Origin of the sequence: Dactylosporangium darangshiense (assembly GCF_039537565.1) — a bacterium.
Classification (GTDB): Bacteria; Actinomycetota; Actinomycetes; order Mycobacteriales; family Micromonosporaceae; genus Dactylosporangium; species Dactylosporangium darangshiense.
Window position 1 is genome coordinate 203681 of record NZ_BAABAT010000003.1, and the last position, 20035, is coordinate 223715.

20 protein-coding genes and 1 pseudogene are annotated in these 20035 nt (G+C 73.4%); 11 read left to right on the forward strand and 10 right to left on the reverse strand.

The genetic code is table 11. The annotated features are described in order from the left end of the window. Positions 1-11 precede the first annotated feature (11 nt). The 4 genes from ABD901_RS07645 to ABD901_RS07660 are packed head-to-tail and all read left to right on the forward strand — an operon-like array spanning position 12 to position 6956. Positions 12-2591 (forward strand): fibronectin type III domain-containing protein, encoded by a 2580-nt coding sequence (locus tag ABD901_RS07645; protein ID WP_345122735.1) that lies wholly within the window; start codon positions 12-14, stop codon positions 2589-2591. A 12-nt stretch (positions 2592-2603) separates the two neighbouring features. Then, on the forward strand, positions 2604-3593 hold the full coding sequence (locus ABD901_RS07650) for an AAA family ATPase (RefSeq protein WP_425556672.1): 990 nt from the start codon (positions 2604-2606) through the stop codon (positions 3591-3593). 4 nt (positions 3594-3597) lie between these two features. Further along, positions 3598-4707: a DUF58 domain-containing protein gene (locus ABD901_RS07655; RefSeq protein ID WP_345122737.1), complete on the forward strand. Its 1110-nt coding sequence runs from the start codon at positions 3598-3600 to the stop codon at positions 4705-4707. Next, on the forward strand, positions 4701-6956 hold the full coding sequence (locus ABD901_RS07660) for a transglutaminase TgpA family protein (RefSeq protein ID WP_345122739.1): 2256 nt from the start codon (positions 4701-4703) through the stop codon (positions 6954-6956). The genes ABD901_RS07655 and ABD901_RS07660 overlap by 7 nt, the downstream gene beginning before the upstream one ends. 208 nt (positions 6957-7164) lie before the next feature. Here the strand turns inward: ABD901_RS07660 and ABD901_RS07665 are convergent, their stop codons facing one another. From ABD901_RS07665 to ABD901_RS07675, 3 genes are all read right to left on the reverse strand, one after another. Next, positions 7165-8310, reverse strand: coding sequence for an NAD(P)/FAD-dependent oxidoreductase (locus ABD901_RS07665; protein WP_345122741.1), 1146 nt, complete (start codon positions 8308-8310; stop codon positions 7165-7167). Between the two features lie 644 nt (positions 8311-8954). Continuing rightward, positions 8955-9554, reverse strand: a complete 600-nt coding sequence (locus ABD901_RS07670; protein WP_345122743.1) for a hypothetical protein — start codon at positions 9552-9554, stop codon at positions 8955-8957. A 477-nt stretch (positions 9555-10031) separates the two neighbouring features. After that, positions 10032-10445: a hypothetical protein gene (locus ABD901_RS07675; protein WP_345122744.1), complete on the reverse strand. Its 414-nt coding sequence runs from the start codon at positions 10443-10445 to the stop codon at positions 10032-10034. Between ABD901_RS07675 and ABD901_RS58985 the strand changes: the two are divergent. The 4 genes and pseudogenes from ABD901_RS58985 to ABD901_RS07695 all read left to right on the forward strand — a co-directional run. Continuing rightward, a pseudogene (locus ABD901_RS58985) lies at positions 10444-10548 on the forward strand (hypothetical protein); the annotation flags it as partial. The gene ABD901_RS07675 and the pseudogene ABD901_RS58985 overlap by 2 nt on opposite strands. A 154-nt stretch (positions 10549-10702) precedes the next feature. Beyond that, positions 10703-11272, forward strand: coding sequence for a hypothetical protein (locus ABD901_RS07685; RefSeq protein WP_345122748.1), 570 nt, complete (start codon positions 10703-10705; stop codon positions 11270-11272). 168 nt (positions 11273-11440) lie between these two features. After that, positions 11441-11737 carry a PDDEXK family nuclease gene (locus ABD901_RS07690; RefSeq protein ID WP_345122750.1) on the forward strand — a complete coding sequence of 99 codons (297 nt, stop codon included), beginning with the start codon at positions 11441-11443 and terminating at the stop codon, positions 11735-11737. Then, positions 11734-12585: an amidohydrolase family protein gene (locus ABD901_RS07695; protein WP_345122752.1), complete on the forward strand. Its 852-nt coding sequence runs from the start codon at positions 11734-11736 to the stop codon at positions 12583-12585. Before ABD901_RS07690 ends, ABD901_RS07695 begins: the two co-directional genes overlap by 4 nt. 78 nt (positions 12586-12663) lie before the next feature. On the opposite strand, the gene ABD901_RS07700 is transcribed toward ABD901_RS07695, so the two are convergent. Genes ABD901_RS07700 through ABD901_RS07710 form a run of 3 tightly spaced genes read right to left on the reverse strand, consistent with a single transcriptional unit; the run spans position 12664 to position 15055 of the window. Further along, on the reverse strand, positions 12664-13305 hold the full coding sequence (locus ABD901_RS07700; protein WP_345122754.1) for a nucleoside/nucleotide kinase family protein: 642 nt from the start codon (positions 13303-13305) through the stop codon (positions 12664-12666). After that, positions 13302-14090 (reverse strand): SDR family oxidoreductase, encoded by a 789-nt coding sequence (locus ABD901_RS07705; RefSeq protein WP_345122756.1) that lies wholly within the window; start codon positions 14088-14090, stop codon positions 13302-13304. Before ABD901_RS07705 ends, ABD901_RS07700 begins: the two co-directional genes overlap by 4 nt. Beyond that, positions 14087-15055 carry an LLM class F420-dependent oxidoreductase gene (locus tag ABD901_RS07710; RefSeq protein WP_345123558.1) on the reverse strand — a complete coding sequence of 323 codons (969 nt, stop codon included), beginning with the start codon at positions 15053-15055 and terminating at the stop codon, positions 14087-14089. The genes ABD901_RS07705 and ABD901_RS07710 overlap by 4 nt, the downstream gene beginning before the upstream one ends. 149 nt (positions 15056-15204) lie before the next feature. Here ABD901_RS07710 and ABD901_RS07715 point away from each other — a divergent pair, with 149 nt between their 5' ends. Further along, positions 15205-15411 (forward strand): hypothetical protein, encoded by a 207-nt coding sequence (locus tag ABD901_RS07715; RefSeq protein WP_345122758.1) that lies wholly within the window; start codon positions 15205-15207, stop codon positions 15409-15411. A gap of 53 nt (positions 15412-15464) precedes the next feature. Here the strand turns inward: ABD901_RS07715 and pth2 are convergent, their stop codons facing one another. The 4 genes from pth2 to ABD901_RS07735 form a co-directional block, all read right to left on the reverse strand. Then, complete coding sequence (gene pth2, locus ABD901_RS07720; RefSeq protein WP_345122760.1) at positions 15465-15824, reverse strand: peptidyl-tRNA hydrolase Pth2; 360 nt, start codon at positions 15822-15824, stop codon at positions 15465-15467. Beyond that, positions 15821-16630, reverse strand: a complete 810-nt coding sequence (locus tag ABD901_RS07725) for a metal-dependent hydrolase (protein WP_345122762.1) — start codon at positions 16628-16630, stop codon at positions 15821-15823. Before ABD901_RS07725 ends, pth2 begins: the two co-directional genes overlap by 4 nt. Positions 16631-16673: 43 nt before the next feature. Further along, on the reverse strand, positions 16674-17324 hold the full coding sequence (locus ABD901_RS07730) for an SDR family NAD(P)-dependent oxidoreductase (RefSeq protein ID WP_345122764.1): 651 nt from the start codon (positions 17322-17324) through the stop codon (positions 16674-16676). A gap of 63 nt (positions 17325-17387) precedes the next feature. Next, positions 17388-17900, reverse strand: coding sequence for a DUF1707 SHOCT-like domain-containing protein (locus ABD901_RS07735; protein ID WP_345122766.1), 513 nt, complete (start codon positions 17898-17900; stop codon positions 17388-17390). Between the two features lie 188 nt (positions 17901-18088). On the opposite strand from ABD901_RS07735, the gene ABD901_RS07740 reads away from it, so the two are divergent. Next, positions 18089-19372 carry a sensor histidine kinase gene (locus ABD901_RS07740; RefSeq protein ID WP_345122768.1) on the forward strand — a complete coding sequence of 428 codons (1284 nt, stop codon included), beginning with the start codon at positions 18089-18091 and terminating at the stop codon, positions 19370-19372. Continuing rightward, the gene (locus ABD901_RS07745; protein ID WP_345122770.1) at positions 19369-20034 is read left to right on the forward strand and encodes a response regulator transcription factor; all 666 of its coding nucleotides are present in this window, start codon (positions 19369-19371) and stop codon (positions 20032-20034) included. Before ABD901_RS07740 ends, ABD901_RS07745 begins: the two co-directional genes overlap by 4 nt. Position 20035: the final 1 nt, after the last annotated feature.

Sequence of the window (20035 nt, forward strand, 5' to 3'; positions counted from 1 at the left end):
ATGGTGAGCAGATGCGGTTGAACCTGCGCTCGCGCGCGAGCGGCGGGCTGGTGACCCTCGGCACCGTCATCGCCCTGGTGGCGGTGCTCGGGCTGACGCTGTTCGGCACCGGCGCGGCCAACCACGCGGTGGCGAGCTTCGATGTGAGCGCCTGGCTGTGGAGCACCGACAAGGGCGAGATGGCCCGCGTCAACGGCGTGACCGGCAAGGTCGACACGCGCACGAAGATCACCGATGCGCAGGGCCACACGATGCAGGTCACCCAGAGCGACCGCTTCGTGATCCTGCGGGACCTCAGCACCGGCACGATCAGCGTGCTGGACCTGTCGAGCCTGAGCCTCGGCGCGACCACGCAGTCCACGCCGGGCCTCGGCGTCACCATCGCCGTGCACGACGACACCGCGTTCATCGTCGACACCGTGCAGGGCCAGGTCCGCCAGCTCGACCCGGCCACGCTGCTGCCGGTCGGCGAGACGCTGAGCTTCCCGCCGGGCATCTCGCCCGGCACGTTCGACGACAGCGGCCGGCTGTGGCTGCTGGTGCCCTCGGAGGGCACGGTCGTGGCGATCGAGCCGGCGCCGGCCAAGAAGCCCTCGCCGGGCGGCGGGCAGGGCGGCGGGTTCACCGGCGACCCGGTGAAGGTCAGGACCGTCGACGTGGCCGACCCCAGCCACGACCTGGCGCTGTCGATCCTGGACACCGGCGTGGCCGTGCTCGACAAGACCGCCACGACGCTGACCACGCTGCGCGGCGACGAGGTCAAGAAGGTGCCGCTGCAGCTGAGCGGCGAGGGCGCGATGCCCGGCCGCACGGTCGGCGGCGACGTGCCCGTCACCGTGGTCGACGGCGGCCACGTGTACGTCGTGAACAACGACAAGGTGAGCGACTTCGCGGTGCCGGGCGACAGCCCGCAGCTGCAGCCGTGCGTGGCCTGGTCCGGGCGCTTCTACTGCGCCGACGACGCCACCGGCACCGTCTACGTGCTCGACGCGCAGGGCAAGGCGCTCGAGCCGATCCGCATCAGGACCGGCGGCCAGCCCCTGGAGATCGAGGTCCGCGAGGACCGGATGTTCATCAACGCGCCCGCCGGCCAGACCGCGACCGTCGTGGACAGCAAGAACCACGTAACCACCGTGAACAAGTACGCCAACGACGTGCTCGGCGGCGACGCGCCGCCCGCGCCGCCGCCACCGCCGCCGACCAAGCCGCCCGTCGGCCCGCCCAGTGCGCCGGCCCGGGTCACCGCGGTCGCCGGCAACACGGTCGCGCGGGTCACGTGGACCGCGGCGCCGCCCAACGGCAGCGCGATCACGAAGTACGTCGTCGAGGGCGACGGGCAGCCGCCGCACGAGGTCGGCGCGAGCCTGCGCTCCCTGGACATCACCGGGCTGACCAACGGCCAGACGTACAAGTTCACCGTCTATGCGGTCAACGCCAAGGGCAACGGGCCGAAGAAGGCGGCCAACCCGGTGGTGCCGACCCGCGACGTGCCGGACCCGCCGGCGAGCGTCGCGGCGACCGCCAACCCCGACGGCACCGTCGCGGTGACGTGGCCGGAGGCCAACGGGCAGGGCCACAAGATCACCAAGTACGTGGTGACGACGGTGTCCACCGCCGAGGCGAAGACGTTCGAGTCCGCGACGCCGGCGCTGACCGTCAAGGCCGGCGAGCTGCCCTACGGCACGCAGGTCGCGTTCAAGGTCGCCTCGATCAACGACATCGGCGCGAGCTCGGCGCAGTCGCCGCTGAGCCCGTCCGTGGTGCCGTTCAACAAGCCGGGCGCGCCGGTCACGCTGACCGTGAAGGCGTCGATGACGAAGCGCGGCACGGTCGTGGCGGCGTGGAAGGCGCCGGCCGACAACGGCTCGCCGATCACCGGCTACGAGGCCACGGTCAACGGCACCAAGACGACCATCGACACCGCGCTCACGCACGAGTTCGGCGGGTTCAAGGACGCCGAGGCGGTCACGATCCAGCTGCGGGCGGTCAACAAGGCCGGCCAGGGCGCCGCGGCCACCGGCTCCGGCACCACGCTCTCGGCGCCGAAGATGACCGTCGACGACGGGGCCGACACCGCCGCGCTCAACTCGATCACCGCGCACTTCACGTCCACCGACGGCGGCTCGCCGGGCACCTGCCGGCTCGACGTCGCCGGGGTCGGCGGCGTGCAGGGCACCTGCTCGGGCTCGCTGACGATGAACGGCCTGTGGCCCGACACGGCGTACACCTACACCGTGTCGATCACCAACGGCGCCGGGATGACGGCCAGCGGCAACGGGTCGATCAGCACCCCGGTGTACAAGGGCACGGTCATCTGCAACGACCCGACCTACTGCGGCCCGACCGCCTCCGGCGGCGGCATCTGGGTCTACAAGACCCCATCGCAGAGCGGCAGCGGGATCGGCGACGTGTTCAACGGCGAGAGCTATGTCGCGATCTGCCAGACGAATACGAGCGTGAGCATCAACGCCGTGCCGTACGGCGGCAAGAAGAGCACCCAGTGGATCAAGATCCAGTTCAAGGGCGAGAACTACATCCCGTACGCCTGGTTCAATCTGCCCAGCGGCACGGGGCCGCTGAAGCAATGCTGATGGAGCACCGTGATCGCGACTGAACAGTCCCCGGCCGGCCCACCGAGCGCCGAGGAGATCGGCGCGGCGGCCGAGCTGATCGGCCGCCTCGCGCGCAACGTCGAGTCGATCGTGCTCGGCAAGCCGCAGGTGGTGCGGCTGGCGCTGACCGCGGTGCTGGCCGAGGGGCACGTCCTGCTCGAGGACGTGCCCGGGGTCGGCAAGACGACCCTGGCCCGGGCGATGGCCGCGAGCGTGCAGGGGCAGTGGCGGCGCATCCAGTTCACGCCCGACCTGCTGCCCTCCGACGTCACCGGCGTCACGATCTTCAACCAGGCGACCCGGGGCTTCGAGTTCCACCCGGGGCCGGTATTCGCCAACATCGTCATCGCCGACGAGATCAACCGGGCCTCCCCCAAGACGCAGTCGGCGCTGCTGGAGGTCATGGAGGAGCGCTACGTCACCGTCGACGGGGTGCGCCACGGGGTACCGCGGCCGTTCCTCGTCGTCGCGACGCAGAACCCGATCGAGATGGACGGCACCTACCGGCTGCCGGAGGCGCAGCTGGACCGGTTCCTGATGAAGCTCGCCGTGGGCTACCCGAGCGAGGCCGTCGAGATCGAGGTGCTGCGCGGCGCCGTGACCCGCTCCCCCGAGGCCCTCGACCCGGTCACCGACACGCAGACCATGGCGCACCTGGTGCGCCTGGCCCGGCGGGCGCACATCGCCGATCCGCTGCTCGGCTACGCGGTGCGGCTGGCCAACGCGACCCGCTCCCACCCGCAGATCCGCATCGGGGTCAGCCCGCGCGGCGTCATCGCGCTGACCCGCGCGGCGAGCGCCTACGCGCTCACCGACGGCCGCGGGTACGTCGTGCCCGAGGACCTCAAGACCCTCGCCGAGCCGGTCTTCGCGCACCGGCTGGTGCTCTCGCCCGACGCACAGGTGCGCGGCGTGGCACCGGCCGACGTGGTGCGCCAGGTGCTCGAGGCGGTGGCCGTGCCGTCGCCCGTCGCGGCCTGAGCCGATGCGCCTCACCGCTCGCGGTGCCGGGCTGTGCGCCGCCGCCGCGGCCCTGCTCGGCGTCGGGCTCGTCTTCGGGTACCCCCACCTGGTCGTCCTCGGCACGGCGTGCGTCGCCGCGCTGGTGTTCGCCGTCGCCTACGTGTGGTGGCGCCCGCAGCTGACCGTGGCCCGCGCCGTCGAGCCGGACCGGGTCATGCGCGGCGAGTCGAGCACGGTGACGCTGCGGGTCGGCAACGCCAGCCGGATGCGCGGCGCCACGCTCGTCGCGCACGACCGCTGCGGCGCCGCCTCGATCCCGGTGCCGCTGCTGCGGCTCAAGGCCGGCGGGGAGACGACGGCGCAGTACCAGGTGCCGACCGCCCGCCGCGGCGTGGTGGCCATCGGGCCGCTGCGCGTGGTGCGCCGCGACCCGCTCGGGCTCCTGGCCCTGGCCCGGGGCTACGGCGGGACGGCGCAGGTCTGGGTGTACCCCCGCGTCCACCGGCTCTCGGCGGTCCCCACCGGCATCACGCGCTCGCTCGACGGGCGCGACGACCGGGTGCCGCACGGCACGATCACGTTCGACACGCTGCGCGAGTATGTCGTCGGCGACGAGCTGCGCCGGGTGCACTGGCGCACCTCGGCCAAGGTCGGCGAGCTCATGGTGCGCGAGCAGCTGGACACGAGCCTGCCGCGCCTGGTGGTACTGCTGGACGACCGCCGGGCCTCGTACGCGGACCCGGAGCGGTTCGAGGCGGCGTGCGAGGCGGCGGCGTCGCTGGTGATGGCGGCGTTCCGCGAGGAGCTGCCGATCGCGTTGCGCCTGTTGTCGGGCGCTCACGCCTCCGGTTCGTCGACGCGCGACTACCTCGACCTGCTGGCCGAATCGGATTTTTCGGCAATGTCCGAAACAACCATTTCGACGTTGCGTACCCAGCGCCTCGGCGACACCCTCGTCTACCTCACCGGCGACCCCGACCTGTCGCAGGTCAGCACGCTGCGCACCGCCTACCCCACGCTCGTCGCCGGCGTGTTCGGCGACGCGACCCCCGCCCTGGAGCGGGTCGTGGTCCTCGCCGTGCGCGACGGCGAGGAGTTCGCCGCCGCGTGGGACGGGGTCCAGGCATGGTGAGGCGCCTGCTCGTCCCCGGTGCGCTGCTCGGCATGCTCGTGCTGGCCGGCCTCGCCCTCGCCCCGATCTACAACGGCACCCTGCTGCCGCTGCTGACCACCGTCGCCGCCGCCGCGTCCGTGCTCGTCAGCGTCGCCGTGCGCCGGCTGCCCGGCTGGAGCGCCGCGCCCGCGTCGGTGCTCGGCCTGGCCGCGATGACGTACGTGACGGTGCGCGTCTCCGCACAGGCCGGCCAGGTCCCGGGCGCCGTGCCCGAGATCGCCCGGGAGGCGCTGCGCAACAGCATCCCGCGCCTGCTGACCGCGCTCATCCCGATCGAGCCGCAGCCGGACACCGTGCTGCTGCCGGTCATCACCACGTGGCTGGCCGGGCTGCTGGCGGCCGAGATCGGCGTGCGGTACGGCCGGGTGCTGCTGTCCTACGCGCCGCCGACGCTGCTGTTCGGCGGCGCGCTGTACCTCGTCGGCCCGGACACCACCGCGGCCCGCGCGACAACGTGGATCCCCCTCGCCTACGCCGCGTTCGCGATCGTCGGGCTCATCGCCGGCTCCCGCCCGGACTTCGCCGCGGACACGCTGACCGGCTCGCAGCGGCGCACCCTGGGCCTGCGCGTCGGCGCGGGCGCCGCGGCCGGCCTCGCCGTCGTCATCGTCCTGTCGCAGCTGCTCGGCCCGGCCGTCGCCGGCCGCGGCAACGACACCCCCGTCGACCCGCGCCACTACGTCACCCCGCCGCAGCTGGACGCCCTCGACGAGAACCCGCTCGTGCGGCTGTCCGGCTGGAACCTCAACAAGAACCAGCACCTCTTCGACGCCGCCGTCACCCCCGGCCCGGGCGCGTCCGCGCAGCCGCTGATCCGCCTGGCCGTCCTCAACGACTACGACGGCATCACCTGGCGGATCGGCTCGGTGTACCGCAACGCCGGCCGCGTCCTGGGCCGCCCCGACGGCGACGGCCCCGAGCTCACCCAGACCATCACGATCGACGAGCTCGACGGCCGCCTGCTCCCCGGCGCCGCCACCCCGCAGCGCGTCGACGGCGTCCGCGTCGCCTACGACGCCGACACCGGCACGATCGCGCTCAACGACGAGCTGCGCAAGGGAATGACGTACACGGTCGTCTCCCGCCAGCGCCCCCGCCCCGACGACCAGGCCCTCTTCGCCGCCGACGTGCCCACGCCCGAGGAGGCCGCCCGCTTCCTAGCCCTGCCGGGCAAGGTCCCCGACTCGATCGCCCAGCTCTCGGCCCACCTCGGCGAGGGCGTCTCCAACCCCTACCAGCGCGCCTTCGCCATCCAGCAGTGGCTCGAGGAGCACTACAAGCTCGTCGGCGACGCGCCGAGCGGCCACGCGTACCCCAACGTCGAGCACTTCCTCTTCGGCAGCAAGCAGACCGGCGGCCAGAAGGGCACGTCGGAGCAGTTCACGGCCGCGTTCGCGGTGCTGGCCCGCCTCGCCGGCCTCCCCACCCGCGTCGCCGTGGGCTTCCGGACCCACAAGGACGACAAGGCCGTCCGCGGCGGCGACGCGATCGCCTGGCCGGAGATCGAGTTCACCGGCTTCGGCTGGGTCGCGTTCGACCCGCTGCCGAAGGCCGACACCGTCCAGCGCGCGGTCGAGGACGACTTCCGCCCGAAGCCGCCCGCGTCGCAACCCCCGCCGCCGTCGGTGCCCCCGCCGTCCGACATCGCATCCGCGCCCCCGTCGCGCTCCGCCGCCGCCACCACCCCCGCGCCCGTCGCCGCGGCGAGCTCCGCCCCGCTGATCGCCGCCTCGGCCGCCGCGGCCGCGTTCCTGCTCGTCCTGGGTTTTTTCGCGTCGGTACCCGTAGTGCTCTCCCGCCGCCGCAAACGCCGCCTCACCGAGGGCCCGCCGGCGCAGCGGATCGACGCCGCCTGGCACGAGGTCCTTGCCGGCCTGCGCCAGGCCGGGCGCCCCGCACCGCCCCATCTGACGGCGGGCGAGGTCGCGCACTACGCCGCGACGGCCGCCGAGCCTCGCGCGCACGCCGGGACGCGCACGCTGCGCCCGGCCGCTCCCCCGCCCGACGACCTGAACGACCTGGCCGGCCTGGTCAACGCGGCGGCCTTCGCGACCCCGTCGGGCGGCCCCGGCGAACCGCAGGCGGCCCGGGCCGCGGCCCACGCGACGGCGTACCTGTCCGACCTGCGCGCCCGCCGCCCGTGGTGGCGGCGGCTGCTGTGGACGTTCGATCCTCGCCCGCTGCGCTGGAACCGCCGCGGCCGCTAGGCCGGGTTTCACCAGTCCGGCGCTCGGGCCGCGTCGCCTCGGGCCGCGTCGCCTCGGGCCGCGTCGGCTCGGGCCGCGTCGGCTCGGGCCGCGTCCGCTCGGGCGGGGCCGGGTCCGCTCGGGCCGGGTCGGGCCGGGCCGGGTTCGCTTAGGCCGGGTCCGCTTAGGCCGGGTCCGCTTAGGCCGGGTCCGCTTAGGCCGGGTCCGCTTAGGCCGGGTTTCGCTGGCCGGGCAGCGTGAACGTGCGCACGTCGGCCGGCGCGGCGCCCGTGGCGATCCACTCGGCGAGCGCGGCGCCCGTCGCCGGGGCCATCATGATGCCGGTCGTGAAGTGCCCGCCCGCGAACCAGGCGTTGTCCACGCCGGGCAGGCGGTCGATGACCGGCTGGCGCCCCTCGACATACGGCCGGAAGCAGCACCACCGGTGCGCGATCCGCGCGCCGGCCGCCGCCGGGACGAGGGTCGCCAGGGCCGCCGCCATCGGGTCGGCGACCTCCGGCCGAACGTCGCGGGTGGTGTCGCCGTCGTCGAAGGTGCCGCCGCACACGACGCCGCCCCACGGCAGCGGCGTACCGCCCCCGAACGGCCCGGCAAGGACGCTGCGCAGCCGCCACGGCCCGCGGGCGACGGCGAGCATGTGCCCCTTGATCCAGCGCTGCGGCACCAAGCGGTGCCAGGGCCGCGGCAGGAGCCCCGTCGCTACGACCAGCGCCCCCGGTGAGAAGTCGCCGGCGGTGGTGTGCACGGTGCAGACCCGCCCGCCCTGCTCGCTGACGCCGAGCAGGCCGACACCCGTGGCGACCTGCCCCGCCCGGCGCGCAAGCGCCGCGGCCAGCCGCTGCGGATTCACGGCGAGCTGACCCTCGACCAGCGCCGCCGCGGCACCGTCCGGGACCCGTACGTCCGGCTCCAGCTCACGCACCTCGTCCGCGTCCAGCCGGCGCCACACGCCCGCCGGGATCTGCTCCGCCGGCCGGATGTCGAGCCAGCGGGTGGCCCAGGCCCCGATCGCGCCGCCCCATTCGGCGTCGAGCTCGCGGTACAGGTCACGGCTGCGCCGCCCGAACGCCACGAACTCGGCAGGATCGGTGAGCACATGCATGTCGGGTGCGATGGCACCGCCGTTGCCCGAGGACGCCCCCGGCACCAGCCGCGGCGACTGCTCCAGCAGCACGATCCTTCCAAGCCCGGCGCGGCGGCACATCGCGGCGGCGGCCAGCCCGATCACGCCGCCGCCGATCACCAGCACGTCCGGGCTCCGGTCGAGGCCCTCCGGCCGCCCGGGGGCCAGCGCCGCACGCTCGCCCGTGGTCACCTGCTCGTCCCAGATCGTCACGCGCTGCACGGAATCCACGGGATCATCGTGCCTTGCCCAGCGCACCATTGGAAAACCACTCCCCGCCTGGCACCGCGATCGACGTCCGCACCCCGCTTCCCGCGACACCTGCAAGGAGGTTTCACACGGCCCCTGTACGGGCCTTCACACGCTTCGGCGGTTCGGCAAGCTCCTGCCCCACCGTCGGCAAGCCGTTCGCAGCTTGAGCAAGCCCCTGGCGCCCTCAGCAAGCGACTTGCGGCCTCGGCAAGCCACAGCCGCCCGCGGCAAGCCACAGCCGCCCGCCGCAAGCGGCTTGCCCCCGCCGCCGCCGGCAAACCATTCGCGGCCTCGGCAAGCCCCTGCCGCCGTCAGCAAGCCGCTCGCGGCTTGAGCAACCCTGGCGCCCTCGGCAAGCGACTTGTGGCTTGCGGCTTGAGCAATCCTGGCGCTCTCGGCAAGCGGCTTGCGGCTTGCGGCTTGAGCAATCCTGGCGCTCTCGGCAAGCGGCTTGCGGCTTCAGGCAGCCCCTGCAGCCGTCCGCAAGCCCTGCAGCCGTCCGCAAGCCCTGCAGCCGTCCGCAAGCCGCCCGCGGCCTCGGCAAGCCAATTGCACGGTCAGCAAGCGGCTGGCGATGCCGGCAAGCCGCTTGCGGCCTGCGCAAGCGGCTTGCGGAGGCCGGGTCAGCCCTTCGCGGCGAGCTGGCGGCCCTCCTCGAAGAACGCGCGGAGGTCCGGCAGCTCCCGCATCGGGAACGCGGCGCCGAAGGAGACGTTCCAGAAGTCGCCGGTGCGCGGTGTCCACGGCCCGACGTACGCGTACGGCTCGCCGATCGTCACGTCCCCTGCCGACACCCCGTAGTTCACCTCGTCGAGGGAGATGCCGACGTCGAAGTGCTCCGGCCACAGCACCGGCGTGGCGGTCGGGTCGAGCGCGCGCAAGGCACGGTCGCCGGTGGTGAACGCGGCGAGGAGGGTCGCGGCGCCGTCGAGCACGATCGTGTCGCCCGGCTCGGCCCCCGAGTGGTCGTGGTAGACGTCCCGCGGCACGCCGGGATCGACCCCGGCTTCGGCGGCGACGTCGGCGAAGGACCGCCCGGCCAGCGCGATGCGCCGGTCCCCGGCGTACAGCGCGTCGGCGGTGACCCGCAGGTCCGGCGCCGCCACCGTGGCGAAGCCGTCCTCGGTCACCCGCAGCCGGATGGTGCCGCTGGCGCGGTGCTGGGGGCCGGCGAGCACCAGCTCGGCCAACCCGTGCAGGGAGCGTCGGGATTCGTTGGTCACCTACCAATGCTGACACCGCCCGCCGATCCGGCCCACCTCCCCGGCCCGTCCCTGGAACCCTTCGCGGCCCCGGACATGCCCCGCTCGCGGACCCCGGCCCTTCACAGCCGGCCCGGCCGTGCACCACTCGCGAACCGGGCCGTTCGCAGCCAGCCGGGACTACCTCACCCGCCGACCCCGCCCGTTCGCAGCCGCCGAAACGTGCCCCACCCGCGGACCCGGCCCCTTCACAGCTAGCCGAAACATGCCCCACTCGCCGACCCGGCCCTTTCACAGCCGGCCGGGACGTGCTCACCCGCGGACCCGGGCCCCCGTTCCCGGCCGTCCCAGCCCCTCCCGCTACGCCTGTCCCTCCCCAACCCCACTGCGGCCGCTGGGGCGTGACCTCGCCCGCGCTACCTGATTCGGGCCGAAACGAGTGCTTAAGTTTCGATGTGGTCGCTTCCCGGGGCGCCGTCCGAGCGATAGGCAGACTGCCTAACAGTTCGCTCCTGGGGAGGCTTCCATGTCACGACGGCTCGTCCTGCTCGGCGCGGCCGGGCTCGCGGTGGCCGTTGCCGTGGCCGGCGCGACGTACGCCTCGGCCGCCTCGTCCGCATCGTCGGACGCCCGCGCGCCGCAGGTCGCTGCCGCGCCGGCCACCTTCGCGCACCCCGGCGTGCTCGTCAGCCAGGCCCAGCTGGACTTCGTCCGCGGCAAGGTCCAGGCCGGCGCGCAGCCGTGGAAGGCCGCGTACGACCAGATGATGGGCTCGAAGTACGCATCGCTGAGCCGCACGCCGAAGCCCCGCGCCACGGTCGAGTGCGGCTCGTACTCCAACCCGAACAACGGCTGCACCGACGAGCGCGAGGATGCGATCGCCGCGTACACCCTCTCGCTCGCCTGGTTCATCACCCGCGACGCCCGCTACGCCACCAAGGCCATCGCGATCATGGACGCCTGGTCGGCCACGATCAAGGAGCACACGAACAGCAACGCCCCGCTGCAGACCGGCTGGGCGGGCTCCTCCTGGCCGCGGGCCGCCGAGATCATCCGGTACACGTACGGCACCTGGCCCAACCAGTCCCGCTTCGCCACGATGCTGCGCACGGTGTACCTGCCGAAGGTCATCAACGGCAGCACCAGCAACGGCAACCGGGGTGCTGTCGATGCTGGAGGCCGCGATCGGCATCTCGGTCTTCCTGGACGACCACGCGAGCTGGGACACGGTGGTGGCGAAGTTCCGCGCCCGGGTGCCCGCCTACATCTACCTGACCGCCGACGGCTCCTACCCGAAGGGCATCGGCTCGATCGACACGCGCTCCGAGATCGTCTCCTACTGGCAGGGCCAAAGCACCTTCCCGGAGAACGGCATCGCCCAGGAGACGTGCCGCGACTTCACCCACACCGGCTACGGCATCTCGGCCATCTCCCACATCGCGGAGACGACCCGCATCCAGGGCCAGGACCTGTACCCGGAGATCGCCGACCGGCTCCGCTACGCACTGGGCTTCCACAGCCGCTACCAGCTGGGCGAGTCCGTCCCGTCGTGGCTGTGCGGCGGCAAGCTCACCCTCGGCCTGGGCCCGGTCACGGAGGTCGCGTTCAACGCGCTGCACAACCGCATGGGCATCGCGATGACGAACACGCAGCGCCTGACGGACCAGAACCGCCCCGCCGGAAGCAACAACCTGTTCGTGGCCTGGGAAACCCTCACTCACGCAAACAACCCCGCCTGATCCGCAACCCCCTTGCACGCGGCCCGGCGCCCGCCCCAACGGCGAGCCCCGGGCCGCCGCATTTCGGAAAGTGCTTCCAACTTGGAGGGAGCAGGTTCCAGCAGGCACCCCGCCGGACCCCTCGGCGTGGCAGGCTGTTGACACGAGCGCGCAGGAGGTGAGCCACGGATGAGCGCCTACGCGGCGGCCGGCAGCTCCCGGTACCTGCTCGTCGAGCGGGACCCGCCAGGCTCGGTCACGCTGCGCCTGTTCCGCCTGGAGGCGGGCGGCTACGTGCCGGACGCCGCGGCCGGACCGGGTGACGCACTCGAGGGCGGCGAGCCGTTCGAGGTCGAGGTCGAGGTCGAGGTCGAGGTCGAGGTCGAGGTCGAGGTCGAGGTCGAGGTCGACGAGATCGTGCGCCGCCCACAGCGGCGATGGCGGCCGCGGTGGCGTCCTGGCCGAGTGTCGCGCGAGCCCGCGTGAGCGGCGCCGAGGTGGGGCCGCTGTTCGATGTGCACACGCATTTCATGCCGCCGCGGCTGATGCGGCGGGTCTGGGCCTACTTCGACGAGGCGGGGCCGCTCATCGGGCGTGACTGGCCCATCCGGTACCGCGGCACCGACGACGAACGCGTCGCCCAGCTGCGCGGGTTCGGGGTCGAGCGGTTCACGGCCCTCGCGTACGCGCACCGGCCCGGCATGGCCGCCGACCTCAACGCGTGGACGCTCGCGTTCGCCGCGCGCACGCCCGGGTGCCTGCCGAGCGCGACGTTCTTCCCGGAGGACGGCGTCGAGGCGTACGTGGCACGAGCGCGAGACGATGGGGCGCGGGTGTTCAAGGTGCACCTGCAGGTCGGCGCGTACGACCCGCGCGATCCAAGGCTCGATCCGGTCTGGGCGCGGCTGGCCGACGAGCGGGTCCCCGTCGTCGTGCACGCCGGTTCCGGGCCCGTCGCCAACGGGTTCACCGGGCCGGGGCCGTTCGGCGCGGTGCTGCAACGGCATCCCGGGCTGGTCGCCGTCGTCGCGCACATGGGCGCGCCCGAGTTCGACGGGTTCTTCGAGCTGGCCGACCGGCATCCGGGTGTACACCTGGACACCACCATGGTCTTCACGGACTTCTTCGGCGGGCCTCCGCCGAGCCTGCTGCCACGCGTGCGTGAGCTCGGGCTCGCCGGGCGGGTGCTGCTCGGCAGCGACTTCCCGAACATCCCCTACCCGTACGAGCACCAGGTCGAGTCGTTGCGCCGGCTGGAACTCGGCGACCGCTGGCTGCAAGCAGTTTGCTGGGACAACGCCACGGCGCTGTTCACACCGGACGCGACAGGATGAAGGCAGCGTCGTCGCGCCGACTGGAAATCGGCGACCGCCGGCTGCAAGCAGTGTGCTGGGACAACACCACGGCGCTGTTCACACCGGACGCGACAGGATGAGGTCGGCGCGGTCGCGCGTGGCGGCGATGACCTCGGCGTTGCGTTCGTCGCTGCGGTACACCCAGTCCCGCGCCTCCGGCAGGTCGAGCCCCTTCGCCAGCTGCCGGCGCACCAGCGACTCCTGGCGTACCTCGTCGGGCGCGTCGAGGTACAGGACGAGGTCGATCAGGCCCCGCACGGACGCCCAGGGGCCGTGCTCCAGCAGCAGGTAGTTGCCCTCGACGACGATGACGCGGACGTCCGAGGAGATCGGGATGACGCCGCCGATCGACTCGTGCAGGACGCGGCTGTAGGCGGGGGCGTAGACGAGGTCCTCGCCGGCGCGCAGGCGGCGCAGCAGGTGCACGAAGCCGGCGGCGTCGAAGGTCTCCGGCGCGCCCTTGCGCTCGCTCAGGCCGAGGCGCTCGAGCTCGGTGTTGGACAGATGGAAGCCGTCCATCGGTACCGCCACACTGGACAGTCCATCGTGGAGGTTCAGGGCGTCGGAGAGCGCCGCCGACAGCGTGGACTTGCCGGCCGCCGGCGGGCCGCAGATGCCCACGACGGTGCGGCCGGTCCGGCCGCGCGCGAACGGCACGACCACGTCGAGGGCCGGCTGCAACACGTCGGGCTGCCTCATGACAGGGAGTCGCGCAGGGAGCGCATGCCGGTGAGCCAGCGGTCGGTGTCGGTGGCGCGGTGCAGGTAGTACTTGGCGACCTCGGGGTGCGGCAGGATCAGGAACCGCTCGGCGTCCAGGCCGGCCACGACGGTCTCGGCAACGTGCTCGGCGGACAGCACGGCGCCGCCGGCCGCAGTGACCTTGGCGCCGATGTGCCCGGCCTTGAGCCCCTCCTGGAGCATCGGCGTGTCGACGCCCTGCGGGCACAGCGCGCTGACCTTCACGCCCCGGCTGCCGTAGGTGATGGACAGCCACTCGGCGAAGGAGACGGCGGCGTGCTTGGTGACCGCGTACGGCGCGTCGCCGACGGCGGTCAGCAGGCCCGCGGCCGAGCAGGTGTGCAGCAGGTACCCGGACCCGCGCTCCAGCATCGCGGGCAGCACGGCACGCGCGGAGTACACGTGCGACATGACGTTGACGGCCCAGGTGCGCGCCCACACCTCGTCGGTGGCCTCGAGCGCGGCGCCGCTGGTGATGCCGGCGTTGGCGCAGAACAGGTCGATGCGGTCGTAGCGCGCGAGGGTCTCGTCGACGACCTCGGCGATCTGGTCCTCGTTCGTCACGTCGGCCTCGACGCCGACCGCCTCGCCGGGCAGGCTCGCGGCCAGCGCGGCGGCGGCGTCGCCGTCGAGGTCGGCGAGGACCAGCGCGGCGGTCTTCTCCGTGGCGAAGCGCCGGGCGAGGGCGCTGCCGATGCCGCCGGCCGCGCCAGTGATGACGACGACCTTCCCGTCCAGCCTCACGATCGTCCCCCCAGCTCGCGCAGCGTCTCCAGCAGCGCGGGCGCGCCGCCGGCGGTGAGGTCCCGGGTCGGCAGGAGCGCGATCACGGGGGTGGTGACCCCGGCGTCGGCGTAGCGGCGCACGTGCTCGCGGCACCGGGCGGGGCTGCCGTGCACGATGAGCGCGTCGACGACCTCGTCGGGGATCGCGGCGAGCGCGCCGCGGCGGTCGCCGGCCGCCCACGCGTCCCACATCGGCTTGAGCACCTCGCCGCGGCCCAGCCAGCGGTGGAACGCCGCGTAGGCGGGCACGGTCAGGTAGGCGGCGATGAGCCGGCGCCCGGTCGCGCGGGCCTCCTCGGCGTCGGCGGTGGGGCACACGAAGATGCGTGCGGCCACCTCGAAGCCCTCGGGCGCGGCCGAAAGCTCCGCCCGGGCGGTCGCCACGTCCTCGACCGACAGCCAGTTGAGGATCGCGCCGTCGGCCTCGGCCGCCGCGAGGCGCAGCATGCGGCCCCGAAGACCCGCCAGAAGCAGTTTCGGTGGTACGCCGGGAGCCCGCTCGAGCCGGAACCGCCGCACGGTGAACGAGCCGAAGTCCCCGTCGACGAGCTCGCCGGCGAGGGCCGCGCGCAGGAAGCGCAGCACGTCGCGGCTGCGCTCGTAAGGCCGCTCGAACGGCACCGCGTTCCAGTCGCCGACCACGACCGGCGAGGAGGCGCCGATGCCGAGGGCGAAGCGACCGGGTGCGGCCTCGGCGAGGGCGGCCGCCTGCATGGCGAGCAGGGCGGGGCCGCGGGTGAAAACGGGGACGATCGCGGTGCCCAGCCGCAGGGTGGGCGCCCAGGCGGAGGCGAGCGCCAGCGGGGTGAACGCGTCGGTCCCGGCGACCTCCGAGGACCACACGTCCGTGTACCCGAGATCCGGTAGCGTGGAGAGCAACGCTGCGTGGTCGGGCAACGGGATCCCGGTCAAAGGAATCGTCAGCCCCCATTGGCTGTTCATCAGCCGATCATCTCCACGAAACGGCCGATGTGGCAAGCAGAACGGCACACTCGTCCGGCAGCCCCCACGTTGCAGGCGGTAGCCCTGCGACGTAGCCTGGCGCGGGTTTCATCGAGAGAATGGAGCACAACATGCTTGGTCTGGAAAAGAAGCTCATGAAGGAATGGGAAGGCAAGAGCGCGCAGGAGCTCGCCGACGCCCCCGTGACCGCGATCGCCGGCGTCAGCGAGGGCGACGCCGAGAAGCTGCAGGCCGCCTTCGGGATCAAGACCGTGCGGGACCTGGGCACCAACAAGTACTTCCGCTGGGCGCAGGGCATCGTCACCCTCGCCGACTGACCACGCCCCACAAAGGACGGTCGCTCCCGGGTCGCGGGGGCGACCGTTTTGCATCACAACAACGAAAGACCGCCGGTCACGGGGTGTAGCGCATCCCCACGGGCGGGCCCGATCGCGCAGCAGGTGGCGGTGCCGGCGGCGACCTGGGTGCGGCCGGCGTCGTGGACGACCTGGACGGGCAGGCCGGCCTCCTCTGCGGCGGCCACGACCAGGCCCAGCGTGTCCTCGTCGGGCACCTTGAGCACCACCTTCGGCTGCCCGGCCCGCCACCAGTCGGTGAACGCCGGCGCCCGCAGGTTTGCGATCGCCGCCGCGACCGCGGCGTGCGCGGCCTGCGCGGCCATCTTGCCCTTGCCCATGCCGAGATCGGTCCGCATCACGATCACCAGCCGGGTCTCGGCGCTCACCGTCACAGCGAGATGTTCAGTCGCTGCCAGAGGATCGGTGCGAGCAGCACCGCGCCGGCGAAAATCGCGATCGTGGCGAAGATCGTGCGCAGGAAGACGGTCTCGGTCTTGTCACCGGCGGTGAGCGCGACCGAGTGCGGCAGCCCGACGCAGCGCCACATGCGCCGCCCCGTCGGTATCGGCCAGAAGATGGGCGAGCCGTGCCGGGTGATCATGTCGCCGAGCAGGTGGACCAGGCCGCCGACGCCGACGGCGACGCCGAGCAGCGGGTAGCCGCGGTCGCCGGGCAGCCGCTCGTACACCACGAACGCGGCACCGGCCGCGGCGAGCGTGACGATGACCCAGCCGGCCCGCTCGGCCCACTTCTCGAACAGCCCGCGCAGCGCGAGCGCGAAGGCGAAGAACAGCACGCCCATGACCGCCCACTTGCCGTAGGCGTTGCACAGCGCCAGGGTGCCGTAGCCGACGCCGACGTTGAACACGATGGTGTGCGTCAGCGTCCGGTGCCCGTTGCGCCGCGGCGGGTCGTGCTTCATCCGCGTGACCTTGTAGACGCCGAGGGAGAACTTCTCGATGCACTCGGCCAGGAACAGCGAGAACACGCCGAACGTGTGCGCGACCGTCGCACCGCCCTGCCCGCGCGTGACCCGGCCCGACAGGTCCAGGTCGGGCACGAGTGCGCCGCCGGCACAGATCGCGGTGCCGACGGTGAGCTGCAGCGGCGTCTGGTGGAAGTTCGCGAGCTGGTCCAGCGCCAGCGATCCTGTCAACCAGACGGCCGCCCCGGAAAGCGCGTGCGAGGAGCCCATCATGGCACGTGACTATCCCAGGTGGACGGTCATTCGTACATAGGATCTACAGTCGCATCAATGTGCCCGCAACGTCGAGTGTCGTTGCCGTCATCCGCGCCGCGGCGTCCGAGGCCAGGTAGAGGGCCGCATAGGCGGCGTCGTCGACCGTCGCGTCGCGCGGTGTCCAGGACACGACATTCGCCCGCACCCCGGCGCCCGCGACCAGCCGGGCGTAGTGCTGGGTGAGCGCGGTCACCCCGCCGCCGACCGCGTTCGTGGCCGGGTCCGCGCCGTTCGGCGCGAGCGTCACCACCGCGCCGGCGCCGGCCTCGGCCATGCCGGGCACGAACGCCTGCAACGCCTGGAACGTCGCCGTCAGTCCACTGTCGACGGTGCGCTGCCAGCCGCCGGCGCCGCCGAGCGGGCACGGCAGCACGAACAGCAGCTCCGGCGAGCCGAGCTCGTCGAGCACGCTGCTGCGCACCGCATCCATGGAGGCCGCATCGGTACCGCAGGAGACGATCCCGACCGCCTCGCTGCCGCCCCAGCGCAGCTCGTCGACGAGGTCGGCCAGCGCCGCCTCGTCCGGGCCGACCACGGCGATCCGCGCGCCCTGCCCGGCCAGCAGCCGGCACACCGCCGCCGGCACGCCCTCGGGCCCGCCGAGCACGACGGCGACCCGGCCCTTCAGCTCGAAATACGGTGATCCGAACATGCGCAGGCCCCTCCCCGGGTCCGCGGGGGCCGCCGCGACCCTTGCGGCGGCCCCCGATGGTTGTCAGCGGCTCCAGCCCTGCCGGTCCGACGCGGCCCCCCACGGTCCGCGACCCCAGCCCTGGTGCCCTGTGTGCTCGTGGCCGTGGCCCCAGCGGCCCCGGCCGAAGCGCGGGTGCCCGCCGTACGCCCGCCAGCGCGCATGCCTGGCCAGCCCGAACATCATGAAGAACAGCGGGATCGCCGGCCAGAAGAAGTGCGCTCCCGACAGCACCCACAAACCGGTCAGCACCGCGGCGACGACCGCGACGAAGCCCGCGTGGCCCCACAGGTGCCGGCGGCCGTCCCGGGCGAACTGCTCCCTGGCCTCCGGCGTCTCGTACAGCCCCCGCCGCCCGCCCTCCGGCAGGTCGGCGGTGATCGGCGGCAGCTCGTCGCGGTACCGGGCCGCGTACACCTGGCTGAGCCGCTCCTCACCCTCCTCGAGCGTGAGCCGGCCCTCGGTCATGCCGGCCCGCACCATGTTGGCGTACTGTTCGCGCTCCTCGTCCGATGCGCGTACCCGTTCGCCGGCCATGTTCTCGGCCCCCTTCCGTTGATGGACTCCAGCGTGCCGGTCGGCGGCGGGCCGCGCGTCGCACCGGGGACGGCTCGTGTGCTACCCCCGGCGGCGCAGGCGGCGGCCCCGTCTACTCCCGCGGGAGTAGACGCCGCCGAGCCGGGAAGGCGATGCCGCTGCTGGGGCCCTCCACTACGGTTTGACGTGTGAGACACGCGCCGTGGCACAGCGAGCTGCGCGCCGCGCGCCTCGAACGGCGCTTCGAGCGGATGGAGCACCGCCTCGAGCGGCGGCGGGTGGGCCGCTGGGCGGGCCCGCACCCGGTGCCGCTGGCCGTGTTCATCGCGCTGCTGCAGGTCTTCGGCACCCGCGCCGCCGCCTACGGCAGCACCGCGCACGAGCTGGACCAGACCGGCTACCTGCTGCTGATCGCGGGGCCGGCCGCCCTGCTGCTGCGCCAGAAGGCGCCCCTGCTCGCGCTCGCCGGTGCGCTGAGCGCGACGGTCGCCTACTTCGCGCATCCGTACCCCAACGGCCCGGGCTTCATCGCCGCGATCGTCGCCGTCTTCAGCGCCCTGTCGGCGGGTTTCCGCTGGCTGACCTGGATCGGCGTGGTCGCCGCCTACACGACGTTCGCGGTGCTGGTCGCGCCGCACGCCTCCGTCGCCCGGCTCGTGGCCATCGGCGTGTGGTGCATCATCATCGCGTTCTTCGGGGAGGCGGCACGGGTGCGCGGCATGCGGTACGCCCAGATGGCGCGCGACCGGGCGCACCAGGAGGCCCTCGCCCGCGCCGAGGAGGAGAAGGCCCGCAAGGAGCAGCAGCGCCGCCAGGCCAGCGACGAGCGGCTGCTCATCGCCCGGGAGCTGCACGACGTCATCGGCCACCACCTGTCGCTCATCAACGTGCAGGCCGGCGTCGGGCTGCACCTCATGGACGAGCAGCCGGAGCAGGCCCGGGTGGCGCTCACCGCGATCAAGCACGCCAGCGCCGAGGCGCTCAAGGAGACCCGCGCCGTCCTCGCCGGGCTCAACCCCGGTGAGGCGGCGCCGCGCACCCCCGCGCCGGGCCTGGCGGACCTTCCGCGCCTCGCCGGCGAGGCGCGCGGCGCCGGCCTGCCGGTAACCCTCGACACCGTCGGCGCGCCGCGGCCGCTGCCGCCGCAGGTGGACCGGGCGGCGTACCGGATCGTGCAGGAAGCCCTGACCAACGTGCGCCGCCACGCCGGCCCGGACGCCTCCGCGACGGTCGTCGTCGGCTACGCGCCCGGCGAGCTCAGCCTCGTCGTCACCGACGACGGCACCGGCCCCGCCGCAGCTGCCGAAGGCGGTGGCGGGATGTCCGGTGGTTCCCACGGAGCCGGCAACGGCATCGCCGGGATGCGCCACCGCGCCGCAACGTTCGGCGGCACCGTCGAGGCCGGCCCCCGCGAGGCGGGCGGCTTCGAGGTCCGCGCCACGATCCCCCTGCGTGAGGAAGACAAGACGTGATCAAGGTCCTGCTGGCCGACGACCAGGCGCTCGTGCGTGCGGGCTTCCGCGCCCTGCTCGACGCCCAGTCCGACATCGAGGTCGTCGCCGAGGCCGCAGACGGCGCCGAGGCGGTGCGCCGCACGGTGCAGACCCGCCCCGACGTGGTGCTCATGGACATCCGGATGCCGGTCCTGGACGGCCTGGAGGCGACCCGCCAGATCGCCGCCGACGCCCGCCTCGCCGACGTGCGCATCGTCATCCTCACCACGTTCGACCTGGACGAGTACGTCTTCGAGGCGCTGCGCGTCGGCGCCAGCGGCTTCCTGGTCAAGGACACCGAGCCGGTCGACCTGCTGCGCGGCGTGCGCGCCGTCGCCGCGGGCGACGCGCTGCTGTCGCCCGGCGTCACCCGCCGCCTCATCGAGGAGTTCGCCAGCCGCTCCCGCGCCCCGCTCGCGCCCATGTCCCTGGACACGCTCACCGACCGCGAGCGCGAGGTGATGGCCCTGGTCGGCGCCGGGCTGTCCAACGAGGACATCGCCGCGAAGCTGTACGTCAGCCCCGCCACCGCCAAGACCCACGTCAGCCGCGCCATGATCAAGCTCGGCGCCCGCGACCGGGCCCAGCTGGTCGTCTTCGCCTACGAGGCCGGCCTGGTCCGCCCCGGCTGGCTCGGCTGAG

Bases quoted from the DNA above. Each gene is read 5' to 3' on its own strand.
- ABD901_RS07645 (WP_345122735.1), top strand. From the start codon at position 12: ATGCGGTTGAACCTGCGCTCGCGCGCGAGCGGCGGGCTGGTGACCCTC.
- ABD901_RS07655 (WP_345122737.1), top strand. From the start codon at position 3,598: ATGCGCCTCACCGCTCGCGGTGCCGGGCTGTGCGCCGCCGCCGCGGCC.
- ABD901_RS07660 (WP_345122739.1), top strand. From the start codon at position 4,701: ATGGTGAGGCGCCTGCTCGTCCCCGGTGCGCTGCTCGGCATGCTCGTG.
- ABD901_RS07675 (WP_345122744.1), bottom strand. From the start codon at position 10,445: ATGAACCAGGCGAGCGAGAGGGTGTACGCGGCGATCGCATCCTCGCGC.
- ABD901_RS07685 (WP_345122748.1), top strand. From the start codon at position 10,703: ATGCTGGAGGCCGCGATCGGCATCTCGGTCTTCCTGGACGACCACGCG.
- ABD901_RS07690 (WP_345122750.1), top strand. From the start codon at position 11,441: ATGAGCGCCTACGCGGCGGCCGGCAGCTCCCGGTACCTGCTCGTCGAG.
- ABD901_RS07700 (WP_345122754.1), bottom strand. From the start codon at position 13,305: ATGAGGCAGCCCGACGTGTTGCAGCCGGCCCTCGACGTGGTCGTGCCG.
- ABD901_RS07715 (WP_345122758.1), top strand. From the start codon at position 15,205: ATGCTTGGTCTGGAAAAGAAGCTCATGAAGGAATGGGAAGGCAAGAGC.
- ABD901_RS07725 (WP_345122762.1), bottom strand. From the start codon at position 16,630: ATGATGGGCTCCTCGCACGCGCTTTCCGGGGCGGCCGTCTGGTTGACA.
- ABD901_RS07730 (WP_345122764.1), bottom strand. From the start codon at position 17,324: ATGTTCGGATCACCGTATTTCGAGCTGAAGGGCCGGGTCGCCGTCGTG.
- ABD901_RS07735 (WP_345122766.1), bottom strand. From the start codon at position 17,900: ATGGCCGGCGAACGGGTACGCGCATCGGACGAGGAGCGCGAACAGTAC.